Origin of the sequence: Listeria fleischmannii subsp. fleischmannii LU2006-1, assembly GCF_000344175.1 — a bacterium.
In the GTDB taxonomy this organism is placed as follows: Bacteria; Bacillota; Bacilli; order Lactobacillales; family Listeriaceae; genus Listeria; species Listeria fleischmannii.
The window spans coordinates 18,520-44,045 of record NZ_ALWW01000023.1 but is presented as its reverse complement, the minus strand read 5'-3'; the positions used below and the strand labels follow the sequence as shown (position 1 = coordinate 44,045).

Below are 25,526 nucleotides of genomic sequence, written 5' to 3'. Positions count from 1 at the left end.
TTTAGAGAGAACATCGTTCTTTCATTCTTTTGTCTGGTAGCTATGGCGAGAAGGTCACACCCGTTCCCATCCCGAACACGGTAGTTAAGCTTCTCTGCGCCGATGGTAGTTGGGGGCTTCCCCCTGTGAGAGTAGGTCGCTGCCGGGCAATTGTATTATTCCACAGTAGCTCAGTTGGTAGAGCAATCGGCTGTTAACCGATCGGTCGCAGGTTCGAGTCCTGCCTGTGGAGCCATTTAATTTAAAATCTTGGAGAGCTGTCCGAGAGGCCGAAGGAGCACGGTTGGAAACCGTGTAGGCGGGATAACCGTCTCAAGGGTTCGAATCCCTTGCTCTCCGTTTCCAAGTATTTACATATTACATTGGCCCGTTGGTCAAGCGGTTAAGACACCGCCCTTTCACGGCGGTAACACGGGTTCGAATCCCGTACGGGTCACTTTTATTTAGACAAAAATTTGTTTTTAAGTTAAAATGTTATTTATGGAGGTTTAGCTCAGCTGGGAGAGCATCTGCCTTACAAGCAGAGGGTCAGCGGTTCGATCCCGTTAACCTCCACCATATTATTATCGCGGGGTGGAGCAGTCTGGTAGCTCGTCGGGCTCATAACCCGAAGGTCGCAGGTTCAAATCCTGTCCCCGCAATCGTGGTTCCGTGGTGTAGGGGTTAACATGCCTGCCTGTCACGCAGGAGATCGCGGGTTCAAATCCCGTCGGGACCGCTTTTGGCTTGGTAGCTCAGTTGGTAGAGCACTTGATTGAAGCTCAAGGTGTCGGCAGTTCGATTCTGTCCCAAGCCACTTTATCTTAATACGGAGGGGTAGCGAAGTGGCTAAACGCGGCGGACTGTAAATCCGCTCCTTCGGGTTCGGTGGTTCGAATCCACTCCCCTCCACCATTTTTATTTTAGGGGCATAGTTTAACGGTAGAACAGAGGTCTCCAAAACCTCCAGTGTGGGTTCGATTCCTACTGCCCCTGCCATAAGAGACTATATAATTGAATTATGGCGGGTGTGGCGAAGTGGTTAACGCATCGGATTGTGGTTCCGACATTCGTGGGTTCGATTCCCATCATCCGCCCTTTTATTATTTTATTGATGGGCTATAGCCAAGCGGTAAGGCAACGGATTTTGATTCCGTCATGCGCTGGTTCGAATCCAGCTAGCCCAGTTTATTTGCGGAAGTAGTTCAGTGGTAGAACATCACCTTGCCAAGGTGGGGGTCGCGGGTTCGAACCCCGTCTTCCGCTTTTTTCTTTTTTTAAGGCGCCATAGCCAAGTGGTAAGGCAGAGGTCTGCAAAACCTTTATCACCGGTTCAAATCCGGTTGGCGCCTCCATTGCTTTTTTCTATTTTTAATTTTATAATAAGTTTACTAAATAAAATTATGCCGGCGTGGCGGAATTGGCAGACGCGCTGGACTCAAAATCCAGTGACCGCAAGGTCGTGCCGGTTCGACCCCGGCCGCCGGTATCATAGAAACCTCAGCTCTTTTTATAGTGCTGGGTTTTTCTTTTTTTCTACTAAGTAAGAAGTAAAAAAGTCACTAATTAGTGAGATACAAGTTTAGATGAGGATATCTCTTAAAAATAAAATTGCTCAAAATGGAAGCGTTTGATGGATACACTAAAATTTACAGAAGTTTAGAAGTAAGAGTTTTAGATGAAAATATTCACTATCTCTATCGAATATTCGATTGCTGTTAAACCCTGTTCTAGACACTTTTTTTTCGTTGATTTTATATATATAATTTAAAAAAAATAGGATTTTAGATGAAAAGAGTTTCTATGGCATTAAGGAGTAAAAATAAAATTGTAAAAAAATGGTCACATTTTCGGGTCAAAAATGTACAAATAGACAAATTTTGAGGAAGTATTTTATGTTACTATAAAGGTATCACATTGTGACTTCTAAAATAGATTGTATCTGCTCACCAGGCACCTATACGAATCTTAAATAATTTTTAGTCGCCACAATCCCATTGGAAGTTAGCTGTATGCCAAACAGCTAACTTTTTTACTTATAGAGCGTAAAAAAGAAATTTTGGAGGTGATAACAATGAAAATATTAAAAAAGGACGTATTATCTTTTTCTGGAAGTCAGCAAATAATGGGGCAAGGCGTATTTTTAATTGTGGAAGGTTATCTAATTCAAGAATCGAATGGGACGTTTATTCAGTTTTTAAAACAAGGGAGTATTTTTCAAATGGATAAGGGGAATAGTTGGTTTCAATATTTTTCACGGGGAAAGTGTTTTTTGTTAGAGGTGGAAAGTGAGAAATATACGGAAGAAATGATGTATGATACTACAGAACGATTAATTCAAGCTCTTCGGCGCTATCGATTATCTGGAAAAGAGCGAATTCAATCACTACTTTATCAAATTGGCATGGATATTGGCATTAAGAATGATCAAGATATTTATATTCCAGTTCCTTGTAGCCAGTCTGAACTTGCTAGGTACAGCAATGTCAGTCGGGAATATTTTGTTAAAATGAAAAATGATTTGGTAGAAAAAGAGCGAATTGAGCTCAGAAAACGCAATTGGGTACTTTTACAGAGTGAAGAATGGCAGAAAGAAGAAGCGTTAAAAACGTAATTAATCAATGCTTCTGTAATATAGTTGACAAAATCAACTATTTGTTTTATACTTTGAAAATTGGAGGCGTTATTATGAGGGAAATGGGAAGCATCAGGCGATTTAACCGTTTTTATTCAAGTATATTAGGAAGGCTTGACCAAAAAATTTATCATGATCCGTATCCGTTAACGGAAGTGAGAGTATTACAAGAAATTGATTTTGAGAATGGCAAAACGGCATCTGAAATAGGGGATAAACTTGGTATTGATCGTGGTTATATGAGTCGTATAATTAAAAAGTTTGATTTGGCGGGGGTGATAGAAAAAAAAACAGCTTTCTGATGATAAGCGCCATTTTGCTCTTTTTATTACCAAAAAAGGAAAAGAAGAAATTGAAAAACTTGTTGCTACTGCGGATAGTGCCCTACTTGAAATGACCAAAAATTTGTCTTTAGAGGAGTTTTCGGAATTAGTTGCGGCTATGCAAACGATTGAAAAATTATTTTCGAAGGAGGATGTAAATTGAGAATTGAAAAATATACGGAACGGTACCGTGAGGCGATTATTCATTTAATTTTAAAAGTTCAGCGTGATGAATTTGGGATTCCAATAACGATTGACGAACAACCTGATTTAAAAGAAATCGAAACGTTTTATGCTAACGAAAAAGGTGGTTTTTTTATTGCGGTAGAGGATGAAAAAGTCATTGGAACTATTGGAACTTGGTTTTTAGACGGGGAAAATGCTGCGATTCGAAAGTTGTTTACAGATGGAAATTATCGCGGAAAAGAATATCAAACGGGGCAAAAATTGTTAGATAGACTGGAAGCGTTTTGTAGTCAAAATGGAAAGAAAGCTATTTATTTAGGGACAACGGACAAATTTAAGGCCGCCCATCGTTTCTATGAAAAAAATGGCTATGACGAAATTTCAAAAAATGATTTACCTCATGATTTTGATATTATGGCAGTCGATTCAAAATTTTATCGCAAAATGTTGTAGGAAGAATGCAGTGGCTCGTTCTAGCTCACTGTTTTTTTCTTTTTTACAAAAGAGGGAATGTGGGCTATACTAATGTTTGTGATTTATTTTGGAAAGGGAGCGAGTTTGTTGAGGAAATGGTTACCTCGCGATTTATGGATTGTGATTATGGGAATGGTCCTTTTGTATACGGGACTATCTTTTATTTGGCCTTTTAATATGGTTTATATGACAACAGAGCTTGGGATGTCAAGTACAGATGCGTCGCTTGTTTTACTCGTTAATTCTTTTATCAGCATGGTAGCGAGCGTTATAGGTGGACTCATTTTTGACCGATTATCAGGGTATATTTCGCTAATGATTGGGACTGTTATTTTAGTTATTGGAACTTTTTTGTTGATGACTTTTCATAGCTATCCTTATTTTATTTGGAATTTATGGATAGTGGCGGTTGCCATGGGAATGGTTTTTGCTGGGCTTTATGCCGCTGCCGGCCTAACGCATCCAAGCGGCGGGCGCACAGGCTTTAACGCGATTTATGTGGCTCAAAATGTGGGCGTTGCTATTGGTCCTTTTTTAGCAGGCTTTTTGGCAGAAAAAGGGATGGGAAATGTTTATCTAGGCGCTTTTATTTTTGCGCTGATGTATGCCGCTTTCTTTTTCATCTTTTTTAGAAAAATTGATTGGCGGTCCGAAAATTTGAGTGCTGAGACGAAGCATCATAAACCAGGTTTAAAACGCGAGAAAGCAACCTGGTATGGGCTCATCTCCTTCTCACTTTTACTTCTAACTTATTTATTTTGCCAGCTACCACATGTTCAGTGGCAATCTAATTTATCAACCTATATGACAAGTGATATGGGTGTAACGGCAGCCGAATATGGCAAGCTTTGGAGTATTAACGGTTTACTTATTGTGTTAGGACAGTTTATTTTAATTCCGCTTATTCATCGTTTTAAACAGCATCTATTACTTCAAATTTATATCGGCATCGTTTTATTTATCCTTTCTTTTGTTTTTGCTATGCAAGCAACAGTTTACAGTGGTTTTGTACTTGGAATGATTTTTCTCACACTAGGGGAGATGTTTGCTTGGCCGGCTATTCCGACCATTGCGTATCGACTTGCACCAAATGGTTATGCGGGCTTATATCAAGGTTTAGTTAACGGAACGGCGACAGCTGCAAGAATGCTTGCCCCATTTTTAGGTGCGCTCGTTGTCACTCAATTTGGCGGAATAACAGCATTATTTGTAGGGATATTTATGTTATTGCTGCTTGCTATTCTAACGATTACGCTTCAAAAGGTAACGGAGACGAAGATTAAAAATAAAGTAAGGGAGGAAAATTATCATGAAATTGCTTGAGAATGCTCGTTTTTATACGATGAAAAAAGAAGGCGATTATGTAGATAATGTCTTACTTAATGGCGGCAAAATTCAAGCAGTAAATGTTAATCCAGCTGACTATCCTACAGCTACTCGGCTGGATCTAAACGGCGATACGGTATTTCCGGGATTTGTTGATTCACATATTCATTTACTTTGGTACGGGCAAGCGCTTGACCGCCTCAACTTAAACGAAACCAAAACGAAACAAGAGGCTATAGAGCTGATGATAGAGCGGAAAGAAACGCTCACAGAGGGCGAATGGCTTTTTGTTGAAGGTTATGATGAAAATAAATGGACAGATGATAATACCTTATTAACCGCGAATGATTTAGATCAAGTAAGCGAGACCGTCCCCGTCCTAGTCAGACGCATTGATTATCATAGCGTATCGATTAACCACGCTTTTTTAAACGCGATTTCTTTGACAAAAGACGCTAGTTTTTCAGGAGGCGGTGAAATCGATGTAGATGAAAATGGCGAATTGACCGGCATTTTAAAAGATAATGCCACCGATTTAGCCATTCAAGCGTTTAAAGCACCGACGAGTAAAGAAATGAGCCACTGGCTTACACTGGCCATTCAAGACCTTTTTAAAAAAGGGATTACTGGTGCGCATTCAGAAGACTTACACTATTTTAATGGTTTTAAAGGGACGTTAGATGTATTTCGACAAACGATTACTGCTAAAATGCCATTTCGAGCGCAACTTTTAATTCACCATGCCGAACTAGGTGTTTTTAAACAAGAGAAAGAGCGTTTTATGGACGGAAATGAATTTGTTGAACTTGATGCCGTTAAAATTTTTTTCGATGGCACAGTGGGCTCACGCACCGCTTATATGTCGATGGGGTATGCGGATAGCCCGGATTACCACGGCCTGAAAATTCATTCAGATGAGGAATTTATCGCTATCGTAAAAGAAGCGCGCAAATTGGATTTGCCTGTTGCCATTCATATTCTAGGCGATGCTGCATTTAGTAGTGTTATTTCAGTGCTCAAAAAATATCCGCCTAAAAGCGGGCTGCATGACCGTATGATTCATACGCCTTGGCTAACCGATGAACTTATCGAGGAAGCAAAAGATATGCCGCTGTTATTTGATATTCAACCTCAGTTTATGGCAAGCGATTTACCATGGGCGCTTGATGTGCTTGGAGAAAACTATCCAAAACGTGCGTTTGCTTGGAAAACGCTACTGAAAAATAATTTGACGCTTGCTTTTGGGAGTGACGCCCCAATCGAAATCCCGAACCCCTTCTACGGGATTCATGCGGCGGTAACGCGCACGACAAACCATGATTTAAACGGAAAAGCGTATTTTGAAAACGAGGCACTAACCACATATGAGGCGATTTCGCTCTACACAACTGGAAGTGCAAAAGCGAGTTACAAACCTTTTTCTCGTGGGAAAATTGCGCCAGGATACGATGCTGACCTTACAGTAGTGGCAACCAACCCGTTTGAAGTCCCAAACAGCGATTTGCGCGACATTAAAGTCACCCAAACATTTGTAAGTGGAGAAAAAGTGTATTAAAATAGGGCCATAGTTATAAAACGAAAGGATTGATGGAGATGTTAGATCAAAATCAAATAAGTACGTTTTTAACATTTAGTGGGCAAGCGGAAGAGGCCGTTAAGTTTTATGTTGATTTGTTTGATGAAGGAAAAATCATTTCGACGCGGTATTTTGAAGAGGGCGAGCCGGGTGAAGTGGGCAAAATCTATACTATGGTTTTTGAACTAGGAAATCAAAAATTTGCCGCACTTGATATGGAAAAGAAATATGCAGTGGACTTTTCATGGGCCACCTCAATTTTTGTTGAAACCAAAAATGAAGCGGAATTCGATCGTTTATTTGAAGCTTTTAAAGAAGGTGGCCATGTAATGATGGGGCCTGAAGCGATGGGTATTTATAGTAAAGTAACATGGGTGACCGACCGCTTTGGTGTGACTTGGCAACTTGTTTGCGAAAAATAGATAGTAAAAAAAGAGACTTACAGACTTGCCACGGCAAGCCTGTAAGTCTTTTTCTTATTTTAATGTTTCTTTTTTTAATACAATCCCTTTGTATAAAGTGACAGTAATAAAATAATAAATACAATAAATGCCTAAGAAAAGAAGTATAGGGACATAAAAATGATAGTACGGGTTAATTAATAAGAAACCGAACATTTTCATTCCTAATGCGACATGAATGAAGCCAATAATGCATGGGAATAAGAAAATGAGAAACATTTCTTTATAAATGGATTGCTTTAAAAGACGCTCGCGTACGCCAATTTTTTGAAGCATCGCGTAACGACGAATATCTTGCGTTGCGCCAGTTAAAATTTTAAACATGAGACAGCTGGCCATCATTGTCAAGAAGGCGAATCCAAGGAAGAAGCCCATAAAAACGGTGCCGCTTGCAAAAGAACTATACATTTTATACGCACTATATTTGCTTCCAGCCATGTGGTCGCCGTAGCGGTCATGTTGAAGCGCATCAATTTTTTTGAGTTGTTCAAGATGCGTTACAAAATCAGTCGTTTTTCCAAAATAAACCGTGCCAGATTTACCGTCCACTTTTGAAAAGTCAGCGGCGGACACAAATTGAAAGTTACGTTCTGCTTCAGACGGAGGAAAAGCGGAATAAATGGCGGTGTCCCATTCACTGCGGTTTTCATTTGTAAATGCCTTCAGGCGTTTAGTTTGCCCCTTCCCGTCTTTCGAGTAGGTTTGGGCCAAAATAGGGTTTTGATTTAATTCTTCCATATTAAAATAAAAAGTATTGTTTTTTTGTTTATAGTGATAGGTCATTTCTTCTTTAAACGTCATATTTTGTGTTTCTTGCTTTTCTTTTACTGTTGGGTCAACGATTTTGATATCATAAGGATCCATTCGGTCAGCTAAAAGTGGTCCGTTATTTTGAAAGGCAAAGCCAACTGCAATGGCCCCCATCCCAAGCGCGATAAGCATGGCGACGGTAGCTAAAACGCGTGTTAATTGGCTAATTCTAAAATTAAGTTGTGCATAAGTAAATGAATTTAGTCGTTTGCTTTTTAAAATTTGTTTTTCGCGGCGTTTTTGAATCAGTAACGGAAGAAATGTGGCAAAAAACAAATAGGTTCCAAAAGTAATGGTAAATAGTGCAACGATAATACCGATATATTGGGTCGTTTCAATACGAATCATACAGTAATAACCAACAACAAGTAAAATAATCGAAAGAATCGCTTTTACTACAACGGCTTTTTTACGAATAATCACTTTTTCAGCTTTGGCATCGCCATGAACGAGACTTAGAACTGTTACTTTAGAAATTTGAAGAATATTTGTGAATGCAGATAAAATAAATAAAATCGCAAAGAAAACGAAAGTGATGATGAGTGATGGGAGATAAAACGGCGCATATGTGTTGGAATGAAACTCAAGTTGATTCATGAGCGCTTTGCCAATAACGGAAGCAAGCCCTGTTCCAAGCAGTATTCCAATAACTAAAGAGATAAGGCCGATAAACATGGTCTCGATAAACATGATAAGAGAAATTTTGCGCTTTTTCGCGCCAAGTGTCATATACATACCAAATTCTTTTTGACGTAAAGAAAAAAGAAATGAATTAGCATAAAGCACATATGCGATAGTGATAATGGCAAGCAAGATAGATCCGGCTTGGAAAACAAAACCGACTGCATTTATCATCGCATTTTCTTGTATGAAAGCTTTATTTAATGCAAGGGTTTCAAACATATAAAAAATGGAAATGGACATAACTAAACCGAGTAAAAGAACAATATAGTCTTTTAGACGACTTCGCATACTTGATAACGCAAGTTTAAATATCATCTTCCACACCTCGATTTTGCCCAAAAGTAGCGAGAACATCTAAAATATCTTTATAAAAATCGCTACGACTATTTTCGCGCTTCAATTCTTTGTATAAAACCCCATCTTGAATAAACAGGATTCGTTCGCAGAAGCTCGCACTTTGCGGATCATGTGTCACCATTAAAATAGAAACTTCTTGTTCTTTATTTAACTCTGTCATTGTTTCAAGCAAGCTAAGCGCATTTTTCGAATCCAGCGCCCCAGTAGGTTCATCACCGAGTAAAATAGCCGGTTCGTGAACTAGTGCGCGGGCAGCGGCTGTCCGTTGTTTCTGACCACCTGAAACCTCAGCAGGATATTTGTGTAAAATATCAGAGATGCCAAGTTGTCTGGCAACAATTTGTACGCGCTCACGGATTTTAGCTGACTTAACGTCTTGAAGGGAAAGGGGCAATGCAATATTTTCATAAAGCGTTAGATTTTCAAGTAAGTTAAAATCTTGGAAAATAAAACCGAGTGACTGTGCGCGGAAATCAGAAAGCTGATCGTTTTTCATCTGTGTAATATCTGTGCCGGCAATTTCAACTTTTCCGTTTGTAGGGCGGTCAAGCGTTGAAAGGACATTTAAAAGGGTAGTTTTACCTGAACCAGAGGGTCCCATTATTCCTACAAATTCGCCTTTTTTCATCGAGAAAGAAATGTCCTTTAAAGCGATGGATTGATTTTGATTTTTTTTACCGTAAATTTTTTCGATATGTTCAACGTGTACGACGTTATTTGTCATGTTAATTCCTCCTAATGGCTTATCTATATATGTATCATAACGGAAGGATGGCTTTTAAACATTCGAATCAGGTGACAAAAAGAGTTTTTCTTACTTACAATTTTGTCATTTTGGACAAATAAAGTTTGTGAAAACCATAAAAAAATGAACAAAAAGACATATTTAAAAACCTGAAAGACAGGTTTTCTACGCCTGTAGACTGATTTTTCACAAATTAATGAAATGAGGGTTGAAAAACCTTTTATTATCGAGTAGAATAAGTGTTCGTCTTATTCTTTTTCAGGGAGGTTTACAATGAAGATTTTATTTCAACATTTGAAGAAATATCGAATGCAGACGATTTTATCCACATTATTTGTGGCTGTCATGGTAGCATCTCAGCTTTGGCAACCGAAATTATTGCAGCAAGTTTTAAATGCAATTATGGAAGACAAAATGGATGAAATAACGTCAATCGGTATTATCCTTGTAGCAGTAGCAGTTGTGGGTCTTATTGCTGGTATTTTCAATACAATTTTATCTGCGAAAATTGCACAAGGTGTGGGGGCTGATATTCGTGAAAGTAGTTTCCGTAAAGTACAAACTTTTTCATTCAGCAATATCGAACGTTTTTCAACAGGTAACTTAGTAGTTAGACAAACGAATGATATTACACAAGTACAAAATTTGGTTATGATGTCGTTACAATCTTTAACAAGAATTCCGATTATGTTTATTGGAAGTTTTATTTTAGCAATGGTCACTCTTCCAGCTCTTTGGTGGGTTATCATTCTACTCGTTGTGCTTGTTGTTTTAATCGTTATGATAACATTTGGTGCAATGGGAAAACATTTTGCTAAAATTCAAGCATTTTTAGACAAAGTTAATGCGATTGCGAAAGAAAATTTAGCAGGAATGCGTGTCGTAAAAAGTTTTGTTCAAGAAGACAATGAGCTAAAAAGATTTTCTGATACAAGTGACAAGTTAACAAGACATACCATTATCGTTGGAACACTCTTTTCTGTGATGATTCCAGCGTTTATGCTTGTCTCTAACTTAGCAATCGTTGTGTCAATTTATTTTGTAGGAGATATGGTCAAAGACGATCCAACTGTAATTGGGGCCATTGCTTCCTTTATGAACTATTTAATGCAAATTATGATGGCAATCATTATCGGAGGTATGCTTACGATGATGGCTTCTCGTGCGTTCATTTCTCTTGGGCGTATTAGTGAAGTTTTAAATACGGATGCAGATATTAAATATGACAAAGATGCACCAGAAGAAGATTTAACTGGTAGCGTTGAATTTAAACATGTAAGTTTCCGCTATGAGGGAGATGAACAAAACGCGTTAAGCGACATTTCTTTTAAAGCGAGTCCAGGTGAAATGGTGGGTATTGTTGGGGCGACAGGTGCCGGCAAATCGACTCTTGCTCAACTGATCCCGAGGCTTTACGACCCGTCTGAAGGGGAAGTTTTAATCGGTGGGAAGAACTTAGTAGATGTGAATAAAAACACGCTACGAAAAACGGTTTCTCTTGTCTTGCAGCGCGCTATCTTATTCTCGGGTACGATTTCTGATAATTTACGTCACGGTAAGCAAGATGCTAGCGAGGACGATATGGAGAAGGCGACGTCTATTGCACAGGCGAAAGAATTTATTGAACGTCAAGATAAGATTTATGACGCGATTGTAGAAGAGCGCGGAAATAACTTTTCTGGTGGGCAAAAACAACGTCTTTCTATTTCGCGTGGGGTCATCGGGGATCCTAAGATTTTGATTTTGGATGATAGCACGAGTGCATTAGATGCCCGTTCTGAAAAACTTGTTAAAGAAGCGCTCAATAAAGAATTAAATGATACGACTACTTTTATTATTGCGCAAAAAATTTCTTCTGTGATTCATGCAGATAAAATTTTAGTTTTGGATGGGGGTAAATTAGTTTCAGTTGGTTCACATAAAGAACTACTTGAAATTAGCCCGATTTATCAAGAAATCTATGAGACTCAAAAGGGAAAGGATGCGTGGGGAAATGAGTGAGTTTAAACAAATTAGTAAATTCTTCTGGCATTATCTTCGCGCGTATAAGTTACAACTTTTCGTTATCATATTAGCGGTTATTGGCGCAACTTACTTACAAGTAAAAGCACCGCAATTTATTGGGGATGCGATTCAAGAACTTGCGAATTACGCAGTTAAATTATTTTCAACAGGTGTGGATGATAAATCGGAGTTCCATCATATTTTATGGATGTTACTTCTATTTTATGTGTTGACGTCTTTAGCGACATTTATTCAAAGTATTATTATGACAGGTGTTTCTGGGAAGGCGACAAACAGAATGCGTATTGGTTTATTCCGCAAAATGGAAAAACTTTCGATTCGCTTTTTCGATCGTCATAATGATGGGGAGATGCTAAGCCGTTTTACAAGTGATATGGATAATATTTCTAATACGCTAAACCAGGCGCTAGTTCAAGTTTTATCCAACTTGGCTTTAATGATTGGTGTTATTATCATGATGTTCAATCAAAATGTAGAGCTGGCACTTGTCACGCTAATTGCATCACCGTTTGCAATTGTGATTGCCGCTATTATTATTCGTAAGGCACGGAGATATGTGGATTTACAACAAGATAGTTTGGGGCATTTAAACGCCTATATTGATGAAAAAATTTCTGGCCAGAAAGTTATTATTACAAACGGCCTTGAAGATGAAACGATTGAAGGTTTTGTGAAGCACAATAATACGGTTAAAAATGCGACTTATAAAGGTCAAGTTTATTCAGGCTTACTTTTCCCAGTGATGCAAGGTATCTCCCTTTTAAACACAGCGATTGTGATTTTCTTTGGTGGATATTTAGCGTTAAACGGAAGTCTTGAGCGTTCTGTTGCGCTTGGTTTAATCGTAATGTTTGTGCAGTATTCTCAACAATTTTATATGCCGCTTACGCAGATTTCATCCCAGTACAGCATGTTACAGCTTGCGATTACGGGTGCGCGTCGTGTGAGTGAGGTATTTAATGAGAAAGATGAGTATGAGCGTCCGAATGTGAGCGAGATTGATGGGATTAATAAAGAAGTGGCGCTTCGAAACGTGAACTTTGGTTATGATCCAGAAAAACCGGTTCTAAAAGATGTCAATATTACACTTGAAAAAGGTAAGATGGTGGCGGTTGTTGGGCCAACTGGTTCTGGTAAAACAACGATTATGAATTTACTGAATCGCTTCTATAATGTGGACAGTGGTGAAATTGCATTTGATGGAAAAGATATTCGTGATATTGAACTGAAATCACTTAGAAAACAAGTGGGGATTGTGCTACAAGACTCCGTTTTATTTAGTGGTACAATTCACGAAAATATTGCGTTTGGGAAACCGGATGCTCACCGTGATGATGTTGTATTAGCGGCTAAACAAGCGAATATTCACGACTTTATTATGACGCTTGAAAAAGGCTATGATACGGAAATTAGTGATGAAAACAACATCTTTAGTGTGGGACAAAAGCAATTAATTAGTATTGCACGTACCATTTTAACAAATCCAAGCTTACTTATTTTGGATGAAGCGACAAGTAATGTGGATACAGTTACGGAAAGTAAAATCCAAAAAGCGATGGACAACGTTATATCCGGTCGGACTAGTTTTGTTATTGCGCATCGACTTAAAACAATTTTAGATGCCGATCATATTGTCGTCCTCCATCATGGTGAGGTTATTGAAGAAGGGACGCATGAAGGTTTGTTACAACAAAAAGGTTTCTATGCGGAACTTTATCACAATCAATTTGTATTAGAATAAGACTTTAGCAGGTGAGAAGAGTTTCTCACCTGCTTTTTCTTTAGACATGCTATACTAAAAATGAATCATAATAATTAGTGAGGTGCGGGATGAAAACATTTAAAATTGGTGATACTGTATATATTGAAGAAGGCATTATGAAGTATAACGTTGGGACTGTCGTTTATTTTTTAGAAAAAGAACAAAAATATTTAGTTCGGATTGGGAGCGATCAACAATTTTACTATCTACCCGAGCAAATTACCTTATGGGCCGACCATCTTCAGGGGAAAGAAAAAGGATGAGCTGATGAAAAAAATTGGATGGATTGTAGCTCTTTTAGTTGTTTTGGCAGGCTGCGGACAAAATGAATCTGTTGATACAGTTGTGAAACTAGACGGTGTGGTAAGTCGTGATCATACGGGAAATGATAAGAGTGTTTTTGTGCGGGATTTAGTTGGTGAAGAACTGGAACTTGCGAATGAAACGGAGCTTCAGGCGATTGGTAAAATTGAAAATGAAAAGGATGAGCGGGCGCTAAACGTGGAGTCGCTAGATGAGGAGGATAATGTCCAAGTCTATTTAAAGGCGGACTTTAAACCAAAAGGAAGTGAGCCGCGAAAAATTCCTTATGCGGATATTATCAAGATTGTGAAAGAATAAATATGGCGAAAAGTGTAAAAATTTGTGGTGAATGTAACAGAATTGACCTGAAATGTGGATAAAATGTGAAACTTCTTCAAAACAGGTTTCAATCACTCATTTTTTGAGTAAAATAAGAGTGATTGAGGCAGCGATTGGAGGAGAGACATTATGAAGAATAAACTCGAAATGAATGCGGCTTCTTTAGAGGATATTAGACAACTTGAGGAGCTTTTTATGGAATTAGGGGCTTTGGTCGAAAATAGCGAGAATCTAAATGAATTTGAAAGATTAGTGCGAATAGAGCTTAAGCTAGATGAGTATCGCTTGAAACAAACTCTTGTAGGACAAAAAATTGAATCTGCCTATGCTGTGGAATTAGAGACAGTTTACCGAAATGCTTAATATAATTTTGGCTACAACGTAACAAACGCTGTGGTCTTTTTTTTATGGCGAAAGAAGTGGGAAATTGATAGAATGAAAAAGAGTACAGAACTTTTGGAGGAAAAAAGATGCGTCTAGATAAATTGTTAGCACACGCTGGTTTTGGCACAAGGAAAGATGTGAAGCAAGTTTTAAAAAAAAGGAAAGTGTGTGTGGATCAAAAACACATTCGCGACGGGGCCTGCCAAGTTTCTCCTGAATCCAATGAAGTGACAGTAGACGGTGAGCCAGTTTTATTTACAGAACACGTTTATATCATGTTAAATAAACCACAAGGCGTTTTAAGTGCAACCGAAGATAAGGTAGGGAAGACGGTTATTGACCTGCTTTCTGAGGGCGATAAACGAAAAGGGATTTTTCCAGTTGGTCGCCTAGATAAAGATACGGAAGGACTGCTGATTTTAACAACAGACGGCCAGATGGCACATGAACTTCTTTCACCTAAAAAACATGTGGCGAAAGTTTATTTTGCGCGCATTTTAGGTGAGGTCACAAAAGACGATGTGGCGACATTTGAAAAGGGAGTTACATTTCTAGATGGTTATCATGCGCTGCCTGCGAAATTGGACATCATTAGCGCGCAAAATGGACAGTCGACTATTCGGGTCAAAGTCGTTGAAGGAAAATTTCATCAAGTGAAAAAGATGTTTGAAGCGGTTGGCAAGAAGGTCATTTATCTAAAACGTGAACGCATGGGAGAACTGGTGTTAGACTCAAATCTTGAACTCGGTGAATATCGTCTTCTTTCGGAAAAAGAGTTAGCTTTACTTCGAGGAATCTAATTGATGCTGAGTTTTTAAAATTAAAAAAAGTTGTTTGGACATATAATCGCTTGTTTCGCTAAAGTTATTTTCAACCCAGTAGACAATAGTGCCAAAAATGGCGTGGGCTTGATAACTTGTTAAAATACTAGGATTTAAGTCTTTTGGGATAGCTGACTTTGTTGCATCACGTAGAACAAGGTCTTGTATGACGTGGCAAATGCGGTTTTGAAAGTTGGGACTAATTTTAGACGAAATGACATGACGGTAAAATAATTGATGTTTATATACATGGTCAAATATTTTAATCATATAAGGTTGTAAGTTTTGTGCGGTAAAAGAGGTATCCCGTTGATATGGGTCGTTATAAGCAGCTTGTAGGTCGCCTAAAACGGACTCGATAATTTCGTTTAGCAGATCCTCTTTTTCAGTGTAATGCTTGTAGAAGGTGGAGCGGTTTACATCGGCTTCTTTTACAATGGCGGTCACTGTAATTTGTTGGAGATTTTGCGTTTCAAGTAATTTTAAAAAGGCTTCATAAAAAGCTTTTTTAGTTTTACGAATGCGTCGATCCATTTTTATCACCTCATTTTTACTTAAACAACATATATCAAATAAATGGCGTTTAAGCAACGATAAAGACTTTCATTACTGATTGAATCCGTTTACATTTGGCTCTATACTTGTTCTGAGAGATAAAACTCTTAGTTCACTAGCAATCGAGGAGGTAATAGTAATGAGGAAATTAGAAGGTAAAGTTGCTGTCATCACTGGTGCTGCGTCTGGTATGGGGAAACAAATTGCGCTACTTTATGCAAAAGAAGGGGCTAAAGTTGTTGTGGCGGATTTGAACTTGGAAAATGCACAAGGAACGGTCGATGAAATTGCATCAAATGGGGGAGATGCCCTTGCTGTCGTTGCTAATGTTGTAAAACAAGCGGATGTAGATGGAATGATTGATGCGGCAGTGGATAAGTTTGGTAAAATTGATATTTTAGTCAATAATGCGGGTATTATGGACAATTTTGTTCCCGTGGCGGAAGTGACAGATAATCTTTGGGAACGTGTTTTAGCGATTAACACAACAGGTGTAATGCGCGCTGCTCGAAAAGCGATTCCATTATTTGAAGAGAATGGTGGCGGTGTGATTGTAAATATTGCATCTGCTGGAGGCCTATTCGGCTCACGTGCGGGGGCAGCTTACACAGCTTCTAAACATGCTGTTGTAGGTTTAACTAAAAATATCGGTTTTCAGTATGCTAATAAAAATATTCGTTGTAATGCCATCGCGCCTGGGGCAGTAAACACGAATATTGGCACCTCTATTTATGACCCGAGTGCTTTTGGCCAAGAACGCGCGATGGTTGGTATGAATATCAATCCACGTGTCGGGGAAGCGTCAGAAATTGCGAAAGTAGCCTTATTTTTAGGTTCAGACGATTCCAGTTTTGTAAACGGGACAATTATTACGGCAGATGCAGGGTGGACGGCTTATTAAAAAGAGAAGATTTTTCTTCTTTCAGACTGCTGACAAACGGCAATCTTCGTTGTTAAGCCTTCCGTTCCGGTGCTCACGTACTCAAGTACGCTCCGCTCCGGTACTCGGCACTGCCTATAATCTCACCATTTGTCAGCAGTCTGATTTTGGTGAGAAGCGTTTTGTTTTGCGTAAACTTTGAGTTTTTCTACAAGCTGAGAGAAGATTTTTCTTCTCTTTTTTTATTTATGTGAAATATTTTAAGAAAATGAAGTAAAGGAGGCAAATGGCTTAGATGGAAGATATTAAGAGGATTCTGGTGCTTTTAGTGAGGTGGAATCCGAATTGTGAAAGCGTTCTATTCGGTTAAATAAGGCAGAAAGGTTTCAATAAATTTCTACAGACATTTTGAGCATTTGCTTGTATTCTTGTAAGTGAGCTCAGTTGATGACTCAATCTAACTATACGGAGGAATATATGAATAATAAATTAAAGATCGGTGCTTTTTTTGGTGCTCTAGGTGTAATGTTAACAGCAGGTCATGCGTTTGATGCGGATGCACATGGTTATATTTCAAAACCAGAAAGTCGTGCTTATTTAGCTAATAAAGGCATAAACGTAAATGCGGGAGCTGTTCAATTTGAGCCGCAAAGCATTGAAGGACCAAAAGGATTTCCAAGTGCATCTGGTCCTGCTGATGGGAAAATTGCAGGAGCTGGAAAATATGCGGCTATGGATGTACAAACGGATACACGCTGGCACAAAGTCGCGCTTAACTCTGGACCTAATGTTGTAGAGTGGACTCTTACAGCGCCACATCAAACCGCTAGTTGGGATTATTATATTACAAAAAAAGGTTGGGACCCGAACAAACCGTTAGCTAGTAGTGATTTTGAGTTATTAAAACATATTAATGGAGCAAATTTAACACCAGAAAAAGTAGTTAGACAGCAGATTGATATTCCATCTGACCGTGAAGGCTACTATGTTATTTTAGGTGTGTGGAATATTGCTGATACAACAAATTCGTTCTATCAAGTTATTGATGCCAACATCAATAATGGCAGTGCTGTTAACCCAGAGGTTGATACAAAAGCACCTTCAGAAGTAACAGGATTAAAAATTGCGGATAGAACTTCAAATAGTATTACGCTAAATTGGAAGGAAGCAGCAGATAATCAAGGTGTTTCAAAATATACAGTCTATCGTAATGGTGTTAAAGTAGGCGAAACAAGTACAACTTCTTTCAAAGATGTATCTTTACAAGCTGATAAGTCTTATAACTATAGTATTGTAGCGCAAGATTTTGCCGGAAATAAATCAAAAATGAGTGCATCTTTTGCAGCAACCACGCTTAAGGAAACTAAGACTGATAATGTAGCACCAGAGGCACCTAGCAATCTACATTCAATGGGCAAAACAAATTCATCTGTTTCATTAATGTGGGGAGCAGTTAATCATTCTCTTCCTGTAAAATATGAAGTTTATCGTGATGGCAAAAAAATTACAACAACTTCAAACACTTCTTTTGAAGATAAAGGTTTAGCAAAAGGGGATTATAACTATACTGTTTCAGCAGTAGATAGTGCAGGTAATAAATCTTCTGCAAGTAACCTTTTACGTGTTGCGATAGCAGGAGAAGACCAAGTTCTTCCTCCAGTTCCAGTAATTGATGAGAAAGGAACTTGGAGTAAAGACAAGATTTATGTCGAAAATGATACCGTGAACTATAACGGTAAAACATATCGCGCAAAATGGTGGACAAAAGGAAATAACCCAGAAGTAAGTAGTGTATGGCAAGTCGTTGATAATAGCGTACAAGTTTGGAATGCACAAAAAGCTTTCACAAGCGGAGATAAAGTTCTTTATAATGGGAAAATTTATCAAGCCAAATGGTGGGTACAAGGTCAAGCCCCTTCTCTAAGCGGCGCTTGGACACTAGTAACAAAATAATAAAATACCCTAAACAGTCATGTGAGATTGTTTAGGGTATTTTTCATTAAACAATAGAGGAAAATTTTTTTAAATGAGGATAATGGATGATGAGCTCCTGATTATCCGTGATACATATAATGCGCTGTTCTGTCAGGCTTGCTAAAATGTGTTTGATATGATGAGTGGAGCATTTCAAAGAGGTTGTAATAAATTCTTCAGTGAAAAATGGGATTTTTAGATATTCTCCCTCCTCCTCTTGATGGGTTAAAATGACGAACTCCATAAGCAAATCAATAATTCGCTGTTTTAATGGAGCTTTTTTTTCTTGTTGGTTAAAAGTAAGAAATTTATAGCGTATCGTTAAGTCTTCAATAAGTTGATGAAAAACTAAAGGATGAGCATAAAGGTAGGACATGAGTTGTTGTTTTGGGATTATAAAGGCAGTTCCTTTGGTTAAAGAAGTCATGCGATATTCCATTTTATCTGCATATTTATGGGGGAGGAAACAATGTTCAAGTCCCAAGATAGTATCATTTGCGACAAGCGTTTCAAATTCCCAAGCCTGATTTCTCTTAATCTCTATTTTCGCGATACCTTGAGACAAAAATAAAAGGGAATCTTTAAAAACGTAATCTTTCATAATAATAGTATTGTCATTAAATGGGAGTTCTTTAGACTGTTGAAGTAAACCTGCCTCATTTAGGGCAGAATAAATGTTGATAGGTTGATTCATACTAGCACCTCATCTATTAAATATGTCATTTTTGAAAAACTGAGTAACTTTTTGTAATCGGTAATGAGAAGATTATCTGAGGTGCAAATTAAGATGTTTTTTTCTTCCCAGATACGTAAAACTTCTGATACAGCCGAAAGAGGTGCTTTTAAATAGGTGCTAAACATTTTGGCTGAGATTGGGTACGGAAAAATAACCGTATTTTCATTAACTTGGAAATCAGATAGGGCGATGAATTCTAAAGTAACATCTGCCATCCGTTGACATAGCCTTGCATTTTTTTCGTGGGAGTTATAGGAAGTATACATGTAATGAAGAGCTAACTTTTCTAAAATGATTGTAAATAATTTGGGATTGGCATAAAAATGGTTGAGAAAATAGTCTTTTTCAACAATAATAATTTCACCATTTATCGCCCCTGTAAGTCTGAATTTGGTAGGATTATAATTGGTTCTATTAGGTGTTAAAAAATTATCTATCCCAGCACAATCGCCTGGTGTTAAAAATGTTGTGAATTGCCACTTTCCTTTATGATAAAGCTCAAGGGAAACAATACCGTTTTTAATTAAAACGAAATTATTTCGAAGATGCACTTTTTCATTCGTATAAATGGTTTCTTTGGGTGAAAATTTTAATCTTTGTACATGTGTTTTGGCTAGTTCGGCATCAGAAGTGAGGAAATGGTCAATTTGATTCATAAAAATATCCCCTAACTTTACAATATAAATTGGATACGAAACGGCTACATGGCGGCTTTTGCTATCTGTTTTGTGTGAGTATATCATAGTTTTATTTTAAACATACTTCAAAATAAACTAATTCGCCAGTCTAATTTGACAAATTCGTGAAATTTAAAGTGAAAAAAGCATTTTCCGCCAAAGAGAAAATGCTTTTTTCGTTTATTTTTTTAGATCTTCAATAGAATTAATATTTTTCATATACGTGGGAACGGCTAAACCGACTTTGGCGCCTTTTAAATTGATACCTAAGTCTTCGATGTCGGATTTATAATCTTTATAGTAAACGCCAGCTGTATTTGGTAACCAGGCGGCGACCATGCCATCAGCTGCACCTGTTGCAACGGAAGCCCACATCGGTTGAATTTCCATCGCTTGAATGGTTGGTTTGTAACCGACGCTACGTAAAACTTCTGCGACAACATTGGTAGAGGCGATTTCTGAATCCCAGGCGACATAGGTTAACTTGATTTTATCCCCATTCACTTTTTGAACGCCTTTTGTCCATTCGGCTACTTTATCTGGATTATTTTTCACCCATTTTTTAGCAGCTTCTTCTGGGTCGGCCCCGTCATTTACTTCAAGCATCACTTTGGACATTTCTTCTGGTGTCCAATTAAAGTTATCCAAAACGGCATACGCGGAAGGCATATCCTTTTTCAGTCCTTTTCGCACGATGGTATGAATATCTTCAGCATCGCCGTACACGTTTTTAGGATCATCTAAAAATTTAAGGTCGAATTTTGTAAACATCCAGTGTGGCGTCCAGCCAGTCACGACAATCGGTCGCTTATCTTTAATTGCTTTTTCAAGTGTGGATGTCATGGCGGCAGTGGAACTTGTTTGTAGCTGCCAGTTATAATCATCTAATTTATACGCTTTAATGGCGTTTTGTGTGGATAGCATAATACCTGCACCAGCATCAATCCCAGTAATGGTATAGTTAATTTGTTCGCCAAGGGGTTTTTTCGCATCATAAGGCGCGAGTTCAGTCCCGCAAGAAACTAAAAGGAGTGAGACGATACTAAGCAAGCTAATAAGTCTTAATTTTTTCCACATAGTAGGTCCTCCTTAGTTTTCGATTTTTGATTTTTTATTAAAGCTTTGCGTCAGGCGGTCGAGAATGATGGCTACGATGACGATAGCGATTCCGGCAACGAAACCACCTCCAGCATCATTACGTCCTACAGCGAAGTATACACGCGTTCCTAGACCCATTGCACCAATCATGGAGGCGATAACGACCATGGAAAGAGCGAGCATAATACTTTGATTAATGCCGGCCATCATAGTGGACTTGGCCATTGGAAGTTCTACTTTAAACAGTTTTTGGAAGCCTGTTGAACCGAATGAGTCGGCGGCTTCTACGAGTTCAGTAGAAACTTGGCGAATTCCTAAGTTTGTCATCCGAACAGTAGGGGGCATCGCGAAAATAACGGACGCTACTACTCCGGGAACCATACCGATTCCAAAAAAGGCAACAGCAGGAATTAAGTAAACGAAGGCGGGCATCGTTTGCATAAAATCGAGCCCAGGTTTAAAGAATGCATCTGCCACATTACTTTTAGACATCCAAATCCCCAGAGGCACACCAATAACAAGAGCAATCAAGCTACTGGTTAAAACGAGGGTTAGCGTCTGGGTCATATCGCGCCAAAAATCAAGGTTCCAAATGAGCAGCAAGCCAACTAATTCGAAAGCCATTAAACCCCATTTTTTTCCTTTACGATTAAGAAAATACGTTAGAGCTAAAACTAAAATAATAAAGATATAAGGTGGTAGCAAATCGAAGACCCACTGAAAGGCATCTACAATACTACCAATAATATTTGTAATAACATTAAAAAATCCTTCAAATTGTGTCAAGCTATCAACAAGACTGTCAATCCAGCTTGCAAGAGGGATTGTAGGAATATTAGGCATCAAGGTTCACCTCATTTCCAGAAAGTGCGGCCAGTACGGATCCGCGGATAATAATGCCTTTAAGTCGTCCATTTTCAGTTACTGCAACTGGAATGGATGTTGTTGAGATTAAGTCCATTAAATCGCTTAATGGTGTATCCGGACTAGTTGTTGGGACGTCTGTTTGGATAGCTGATTCAAGTGAAGAAATATTTTCCTTCACAAGTTTCGAAACATCTGTAGCGTGGGCAATGCCAACAAGTTCACGTCCTTTTTTAACAACATAAATACTGGATGTTCCAGTTTCACGCATTCTTTGAAGAGCTACGCGCGGCCCATCTTTTTCAACATGAACAATTTCTGGTCGAATCATCACATGACTTGCCGTATAAACTTTCGAACGGTCAACGTCTTCTATAAATTTCTCTACATAATTATTAGCTGGATGCGCTAAAATATCTTCTGGTGTCCCCGTTTGAACAACAGAGCCATCACGCATAATCATAATATGATCACCAATACGTAGAGCTTCATCTAAATCATGCGTAATGAAAATTATCGTTTTTTGCATCGTATCCTGCAGGTCGAGTAGTTGATCTTGCATATCTTTACGATTAAGCGGATCTAGGGCAGAGAAGGCCTCGTCCATCAGCAAAATATCCGGATTGTTCGCTAGCGCGCGTGCTAAACCAACACGTTGCTGCATACCACCAGAAAGCTGCGCGGGATACTGCTCGCCATAACCGGCTAATCCGACTAAATCAAGCGCTTCTTTTGCTTTTTCAGCCCTTTCATTTTTCGGAATTTTCTGTACTTCTAAGCCGTATTCCACGTTATTCTGAATTGTGCGATTGGGAAACAGCCCAAAATTCTGAAATACCATACTCATGCTTTTTCTGCGAACACCGCGCAGCTCTTTTTTATCTAACTTAGATAAATCTTTCCCATCAAGCCAAATTTCGCCACTTGTGGGCTCAATTAAACGGTTTAATAGGCGAACAAGTGTAGACTTACCACTACCGGAAAGCCCCATAATAACGAAAATTTCGCCTTCTTCGACTTGAAAAGATGCTTGATTAACACCGATAGTCGAACCAGTTTCTTTTAATATTTCTGTTTTTGATTTGCCTTCTTTAAGAAGAGCCGAAGCCTTCGAAGTTTTTTTACCAAAAATCTTCGTCAGATTCTTAACTTCAATTTTACTCAAAACATAATTCTCCCCTCGTGATTTATTTGCTCTATTTTTCAAGACAAAATAAAGCTAACGTTTACCATTGTAACGAAGATTGAAGATAAAATCACCCTTTTAACTTGAAAATAGAAAGATGATAACTTTTTATTATCACTCTAAAGCCCATCATAGCAATGGTTTTCAGAAAACGAAAAAAAAACAAAAAAATTTTTTCTTTTTGTTGAAATAAAGCGCTTTTATTGTTATTATAAACATGTGTTTAAAAAATAAACAAAAGTTTAGAAATGGAGGTGTTCTCCGTGGAAAACGAAAATCAGAAAATGAACGAAAAAGAAGAAATTATTTTTAACTCTATTCGCAAAAATCCTTATATCTCACAGCAAGAGCTTGCGGATATCTTAGATTTATCAAGGCCCACGGTCGCTAATTTAATTTCTGGCTTAATACGAAAAGGGCGGATTTTAGGAAAAGCCTATATTTTAAACGAGTCCAAGCAAATTATTTGTGTAGGCGGGGCAAACGTGGACCGCAAGTTTTATATGAAGGAAAAAGCGCAGTTAGGGACATCAAATCCTGTTAGATCCTCGCAAAGCGCCGGTGGAGTTGCAAGAAATATTGCTGAAAACTTAGGTAGACTTGGAAAAGAAGTAGTGCTACTAACAGCATGCGGTACAGATGCAGACTGGGAGGCAATTGTTCAGGCAAGTGACACTTATATGAACCTAGATTATGTCACCGCTTTTCCGAGCATTTCTACCGGTTCTTACACCGCTGTTTTGGAAGGAAATGGAGATTTACTTGTGGCCCTTGCAGATATGGAAGCTTACGAACATCTGACGCCGGGTGCACTGCGCAAAAATGAATCCCTACTAGCGCGTTCTAGTGCGATTGTGGCGGATTTAAATTGCCCGAAGGAGACGCTTGCTTATTTAGGGAACTTTGCAGAAACTAGTCAGGTGCCACTCGTTTTAGTTCCCGTTTCGTCACCTAAGATGGCACGGCTTCCTGAACAGCTGCAACAAGTCACTTGGCTCATCGCCAATCGCGATGAAACGGAAACCCATTTTAATATGAAAATAGAGAGTGATGAAGATTGGCGTCTAGCTGTAAAGAAATGGCTAGATGAGGGGATTCAAAATGTGGTAATCACAAACGGTAAGCACGGAGCGATGGCTGGAAACCGCGACGAGGGAATTATTCATGAACCGGCGATTGTGGCGGCTGAAATCCGTGATGTAACAGGTGCTGGTGATGCGTTTTGTTCCGCTGTTATTTATGCTTGGCTTGAAGGGAAGACACTTCGTGAAACGGTTCTTGCGGGCAGTGTCAATGCCTATAAAACGCTGTTATCGGAGTTTACAGTACGACAAAATTTATCGACATCTGAACTACAAAAAGATTTGGAGGAAATCAAATGAAAAATTATCTATCATTTTCAGAAGAAGTAAAAGCAGCAAAATTAGCAGGGAAACCTATTGTGGCGTTAGAATCTACTATTATTTCGCACGGAATGCCTTATCCGCAAAACGTCGAAATGGCGAAAGAAGTTGAAGGGATTATTCGTGAAAACGGAGCGGTTCCGGCAACCATTGCGATTATGGATGGGCAAATTAAAATTGGTCTCTCCAGCGAAGAATTAGAACTTTTTGCTAAAAGCGATGATGTGGCGAAAGTTTCTCGTCGTGATATTGGCTATTTAATTGCAACGAAACAACTTGGTGCAACAACAGTTGCGGCTACTATGATTTGTGCGGAGCTTGCTGAAATTGCCATTTTTGTAACAGGTGGAATTGGTGGTGTTCACCGCGGGGCTGAAACAACAATGGATGTATCAGCTGACCTTGAAGAACTGGCGAAAACTAATGTGGCCGTGATTTGCGCGGGAGCGAAATCGATTCTTGATTTAGGCTTAACGATGGAATACTTAGAAACAAAAGGTGTACCTGTAATTGGTTACGGAACAGACGTTTTACCGGCATTTTATACACGTACAAGTGAAATTGAACTAACTATTCGCGCGGATGAGCCTGAAATTATCGCAAGCAGTCTAAAAGCGAAATGGGATCTGCAAATTGACGGGGGCGCGGTAATTGCAAATCCAATTCCAGAAGCACACGCGATGCCTGCTGAAGAAATTAACGCAGTTATCCAAGCGGCTTTAAAAGAAGCGGATGAAAATGGTATTCATGGTAAACATGTTACACCATTTATGCTTGCCAAAGTGAAAGAACTTACGGCTGGCAAAAGCCTTGAAGCGAATATCGAGCTTGTGAAGCACAATGCGCTTATTGGCTCGCAAATTGCTGTTGCTTATCAAAATATGTAAAGTGAACGCTGTGGTTTCTCTACCTGAAATCATGGCGTTTTTTTTGTTAAAATAAAGGGGTTAAAGGAGGGGAGCG

General features: G+C 38.7%; 24 protein-coding genes, 14 tRNA genes and 1 rRNA gene. 31 read left to right on the top strand and 8 right to left on the bottom strand.

What is annotated here, in order from left to right:
* Positions 1–32: 32 nt before the first annotated feature.
* From rrf to LFLEISCH_RS08250, 21 genes are all read left to right on the top strand, one after another.
* Positions 33–148: ribosomal RNA gene (gene rrf / locus LFLEISCH_RS08350) — 5S ribosomal RNA — on the top strand.
* Between the two features lie 11 nt (positions 149–159).
* Positions 160–235, top strand: a tRNA-Asn gene (locus tag LFLEISCH_RS08345).
* A gap of 16 nt (positions 236–251) precedes the next feature.
* Positions 252–339 (top strand) — tRNA-Ser (locus tag LFLEISCH_RS08340).
* Between the two features lie 25 nt (positions 340–364).
* Positions 365–436: transfer RNA gene (locus LFLEISCH_RS08335), tRNA-Glu, on the top strand.
* Positions 437–482: 46 nt separating this feature from the next.
* Positions 483–558: transfer RNA gene (locus LFLEISCH_RS08330), tRNA-Val, on the top strand.
* A gap of 9 nt (positions 559–567) precedes the next feature.
* Positions 568–641 (top strand) — tRNA-Met (locus tag LFLEISCH_RS08325).
* 4 nt (positions 642–645) lie between these two features.
* Positions 646–718: transfer RNA gene (locus LFLEISCH_RS08320), tRNA-Asp, on the top strand.
* 5 nt (positions 719–723) lie between these two features.
* Positions 724–796: transfer RNA gene (locus LFLEISCH_RS08315), tRNA-Phe, on the top strand.
* Between the two features lie 14 nt (positions 797–810).
* Positions 811–894, top strand: a tRNA-Tyr gene (locus LFLEISCH_RS08310).
* A 10-nt stretch (positions 895–904) separates the two neighbouring features.
* Positions 905–978: transfer RNA gene (locus LFLEISCH_RS08305), tRNA-Trp, on the top strand.
* 25 nt (positions 979–1,003) lie between these two features.
* Positions 1,004–1,076 (top strand) — tRNA-His (locus LFLEISCH_RS08300).
* 18 nt (positions 1,077–1,094) lie between these two features.
* Positions 1,095–1,166 (top strand) — tRNA-Gln (locus tag LFLEISCH_RS08295).
* 7 nt (positions 1,167–1,173) lie between these two features.
* Positions 1,174–1,245, top strand: a tRNA-Gly gene (locus tag LFLEISCH_RS08290).
* A gap of 15 nt (positions 1,246–1,260) precedes the next feature.
* A tRNA-Cys gene (locus LFLEISCH_RS08285) sits at positions 1,261–1,334 on the top strand.
* A 50-nt stretch (positions 1,335–1,384) separates the two neighbouring features.
* A tRNA-Leu gene (locus LFLEISCH_RS08280) sits at positions 1,385–1,468 on the top strand.
* 585 nt (positions 1,469–2,053) lie between these two features.
* Positions 2,054–2,593, top strand: a complete 540-nt coding sequence (locus LFLEISCH_RS08275; RefSeq protein WP_007475410.1) for a cyclic nucleotide-binding domain-containing protein — start codon at positions 2,054–2,056, stop codon at positions 2,591–2,593.
* A complete protein-coding gene (locus tag LFLEISCH_RS14680; protein WP_206538447.1) occupies positions 2,563–2,916 on the top strand; it encodes a MarR family transcriptional regulator in 354 nt (117 codons plus the stop codon). The genes LFLEISCH_RS08275 and LFLEISCH_RS14680 overlap by 31 nt, the downstream gene beginning before the upstream one ends.
* A gap of 180 nt (positions 2,917–3,096) precedes the next feature.
* A complete protein-coding gene (locus LFLEISCH_RS08265) occupies positions 3,097–3,576 on the top strand; it encodes a GNAT family N-acetyltransferase (RefSeq protein WP_007475407.1) in 480 nt (159 codons plus the stop codon).
* 108 nt (positions 3,577–3,684) lie between these two features.
* Positions 3,685–4,920, top strand: coding sequence for an MDR family MFS transporter (locus LFLEISCH_RS08260; protein WP_223196460.1), 1,236 nt, complete (start codon positions 3,685–3,687; stop codon positions 4,918–4,920).
* Positions 4,907–6,478, top strand: a complete 1,572-nt coding sequence (locus LFLEISCH_RS08255) for an amidohydrolase (protein ID WP_007475403.1) — start codon at positions 4,907–4,909, stop codon at positions 6,476–6,478. The genes LFLEISCH_RS08260 and LFLEISCH_RS08255 overlap by 14 nt, the downstream gene beginning before the upstream one ends.
* 38 nt (positions 6,479–6,516) lie before the next feature.
* Complete coding sequence (locus LFLEISCH_RS08250) at positions 6,517–6,921, top strand: VOC family protein (RefSeq protein WP_007475400.1); 405 nt, start codon at positions 6,517–6,519, stop codon at positions 6,919–6,921.
* Positions 6,922–6,975: 54 nt separating this feature from the next.
* Here LFLEISCH_RS08250 and LFLEISCH_RS08245 read toward each other — a convergent pair whose 3' ends face one another.
* Together LFLEISCH_RS08245 and LFLEISCH_RS08240 are read right to left on the bottom strand one after the other, a co-directional pair.
* Positions 6,976–8,769: an ABC transporter permease gene (locus LFLEISCH_RS08245; protein ID WP_007475399.1), complete on the bottom strand. Its 1,794-nt coding sequence runs from the start codon at positions 8,767–8,769 to the stop codon at positions 6,976–6,978.
* Complete coding sequence (locus tag LFLEISCH_RS08240; protein ID WP_007475398.1) at positions 8,759–9,535, bottom strand: ABC transporter ATP-binding protein; 777 nt, start codon at positions 9,533–9,535, stop codon at positions 8,759–8,761. The genes LFLEISCH_RS08245 and LFLEISCH_RS08240 overlap by 11 nt, the downstream gene beginning before the upstream one ends.
* 294 nt (positions 9,536–9,829) lie before the next feature.
* Here LFLEISCH_RS08240 and LFLEISCH_RS08235 point away from each other — a divergent pair, with 294 nt between their 5' ends.
* The 6 genes from LFLEISCH_RS08235 to LFLEISCH_RS08210 all read left to right on the top strand — a co-directional run bounded on the left by LFLEISCH_RS08235 (position 9,830) and on the right by LFLEISCH_RS08210 (position 15,169).
* Positions 9,830–11,557: an ABC transporter ATP-binding protein gene (locus tag LFLEISCH_RS08235; RefSeq protein ID WP_007475397.1), complete on the top strand. Its 1,728-nt coding sequence runs from the start codon at positions 9,830–9,832 to the stop codon at positions 11,555–11,557.
* Positions 11,550–13,322 (top strand): ABC transporter ATP-binding protein, encoded by a 1,773-nt coding sequence (locus tag LFLEISCH_RS08230; protein ID WP_007475396.1) that lies wholly within the window; start codon positions 11,550–11,552, stop codon positions 13,320–13,322. Before LFLEISCH_RS08235 ends, LFLEISCH_RS08230 begins: the two co-directional genes overlap by 8 nt.
* A gap of 89 nt (positions 13,323–13,411) precedes the next feature.
* Complete coding sequence (locus tag LFLEISCH_RS08225; protein ID WP_007475395.1) at positions 13,412–13,606, top strand: hypothetical protein; 195 nt, start codon at positions 13,412–13,414, stop codon at positions 13,604–13,606.
* Between the two features lie 4 nt (positions 13,607–13,610).
* Entirely contained in the window at positions 13,611–13,964 is a 354-nt protein-coding gene (locus LFLEISCH_RS08220; protein ID WP_007475394.1) for a hypothetical protein, read from the top strand.
* A gap of 150 nt (positions 13,965–14,114) precedes the next feature.
* Positions 14,115–14,348 (top strand): hypothetical protein, encoded by a 234-nt coding sequence (locus tag LFLEISCH_RS08215; RefSeq protein ID WP_007475391.1) that lies wholly within the window; start codon positions 14,115–14,117, stop codon positions 14,346–14,348.
* Positions 14,349–14,455: 107 nt separating this feature from the next.
* Complete coding sequence (locus LFLEISCH_RS08210; protein ID WP_007475389.1) at positions 14,456–15,169, top strand: pseudouridine synthase; 714 nt, start codon at positions 14,456–14,458, stop codon at positions 15,167–15,169.
* On the opposite strand, the gene LFLEISCH_RS08205 is transcribed toward LFLEISCH_RS08210, so the two are convergent.
* Positions 15,152–15,724 carry a TetR/AcrR family transcriptional regulator gene (locus LFLEISCH_RS08205; protein ID WP_007475386.1) on the bottom strand — a complete coding sequence of 191 codons (573 nt, stop codon included), beginning with the start codon at positions 15,722–15,724 and terminating at the stop codon, positions 15,152–15,154. The genes LFLEISCH_RS08210 and LFLEISCH_RS08205 overlap by 18 nt on opposite strands.
* Positions 15,725–15,884: 160 nt before the next feature.
* Here LFLEISCH_RS08205 and LFLEISCH_RS08200 point away from each other — a divergent pair, with 160 nt between their 5' ends.
* A complete protein-coding gene (locus LFLEISCH_RS08200) occupies positions 15,885–16,646 on the top strand; it encodes an SDR family oxidoreductase (protein ID WP_007475384.1) in 762 nt (253 codons plus the stop codon).
* A gap of 456 nt (positions 16,647–17,102) precedes the next feature.
* Positions 17,103–18,578, top strand: coding sequence for a lytic polysaccharide monooxygenase (locus LFLEISCH_RS08195; RefSeq protein ID WP_007475382.1), 1,476 nt, complete (start codon positions 17,103–17,105; stop codon positions 18,576–18,578).
* A 46-nt stretch (positions 18,579–18,624) separates the two neighbouring features.
* Here the strand turns inward: LFLEISCH_RS08195 and LFLEISCH_RS08190 are convergent, their stop codons facing one another.
* The 5 genes from LFLEISCH_RS08190 to LFLEISCH_RS08170 all read right to left on the bottom strand — a co-directional run bounded on the left by LFLEISCH_RS08190 (position 18,625) and on the right by LFLEISCH_RS08170 (position 23,139).
* On the bottom strand, positions 18,625–19,293 hold the full coding sequence (locus LFLEISCH_RS08190) for a cyclic nucleotide-binding domain-containing protein (RefSeq protein ID WP_007475381.1): 669 nt from the start codon (positions 19,291–19,293) through the stop codon (positions 18,625–18,627).
* Complete coding sequence (locus LFLEISCH_RS08185; RefSeq protein WP_007475379.1) at positions 19,290–19,991, bottom strand: cyclic nucleotide-binding domain-containing protein; 702 nt, start codon at positions 19,989–19,991, stop codon at positions 19,290–19,292. The genes LFLEISCH_RS08190 and LFLEISCH_RS08185 overlap by 4 nt, the downstream gene beginning before the upstream one ends.
* Positions 19,992–20,192: 201 nt before the next feature.
* Complete coding sequence (locus tag LFLEISCH_RS08180; protein ID WP_007475377.1) at positions 20,193–21,089, bottom strand: glycine betaine ABC transporter substrate-binding protein; 897 nt, start codon at positions 21,087–21,089, stop codon at positions 20,193–20,195.
* Positions 21,090–21,101: 12 nt separating this feature from the next.
* Positions 21,102–21,953, bottom strand: coding sequence for an ABC transporter permease (locus tag LFLEISCH_RS08175; RefSeq protein ID WP_007475375.1), 852 nt, complete (start codon positions 21,951–21,953; stop codon positions 21,102–21,104).
* A complete protein-coding gene (locus LFLEISCH_RS08170) occupies positions 21,946–23,139 on the bottom strand; it encodes a quaternary amine ABC transporter ATP-binding protein (protein ID WP_007475373.1) in 1,194 nt (397 codons plus the stop codon). The genes LFLEISCH_RS08175 and LFLEISCH_RS08170 overlap by 8 nt, the downstream gene beginning before the upstream one ends.
* A gap of 284 nt (positions 23,140–23,423) precedes the next feature.
* Here LFLEISCH_RS08170 and LFLEISCH_RS08165 point away from each other — a divergent pair, with 284 nt between their 5' ends.
* Both LFLEISCH_RS08165 and LFLEISCH_RS08160 read left to right on the top strand, forming a co-directional pair.
* Positions 23,424–24,542 carry a carbohydrate kinase gene (locus tag LFLEISCH_RS08165; protein ID WP_007475371.1) on the top strand — a complete coding sequence of 373 codons (1,119 nt, stop codon included), beginning with the start codon at positions 23,424–23,426 and terminating at the stop codon, positions 24,540–24,542.
* On the top strand, positions 24,539–25,450 hold the full coding sequence (locus tag LFLEISCH_RS08160) for a pseudouridine-5'-phosphate glycosidase (protein ID WP_007475369.1): 912 nt from the start codon (positions 24,539–24,541) through the stop codon (positions 25,448–25,450). The genes LFLEISCH_RS08165 and LFLEISCH_RS08160 overlap by 4 nt, the downstream gene beginning before the upstream one ends.
* The last annotated feature ends 76 nt before the right edge of the window (positions 25,451–25,526 follow it).